Annotated in this window: 1 pseudogene; it reads right to left on the bottom strand. The window is 30.9% G+C overall.

Annotation, left to right across the window (positions count from 1 at the left end):
* Nucleotides 1-450: pseudogene (locus CRV02_RS14910) on the bottom strand (hypothetical protein); the annotation flags it as partial.

Genomic DNA, 450 nt, shown 5'->3' with positions numbered 1-450 from the left:
AAGTGCACTTGCTAAAACTGAGAAATCCCCTTCTAATGCACTAAAGCCTTCTCCATCAATAACAATATGTTTATATCCTTCAACTGGTTTAGACAAATCACTATCAACTCTATCTGCTGGAGCAACTGTATTTTTACCTTCATAAGTTGGATTATAAGCCTCTTCTACAACAATTCTTCCTTGAAACTTACCATCTTCTCCATCAACATTTGCTTGTACTCTTAAAAACTCATCTTTTCCAGTATTATCAATGATATTACCTTGTTCATCAACAGAATAATCACCATTATATGCTGTTACATGCTCAGAAATATCTTTATTACTATTAATTGCAAAAGATAAGGCTCTAATATAATTTGTTTCATCTACAGTATCTGCTACACCATCTTCATCAAAATCAATTTTATATTCATTACCTTCATTATCTTTATAAGTATTACTACCTATTTC

The organism is Arcobacter sp. CECT 8989, from assembly GCF_004116715.1.
Lineage (GTDB): Bacteria > Campylobacterota > Campylobacteria > Campylobacterales > Arcobacteraceae > Halarcobacter.
Note: the sequence above shows the minus strand (reverse complement) of the source record. Positions and strands in the feature narration are given on the sequence as shown.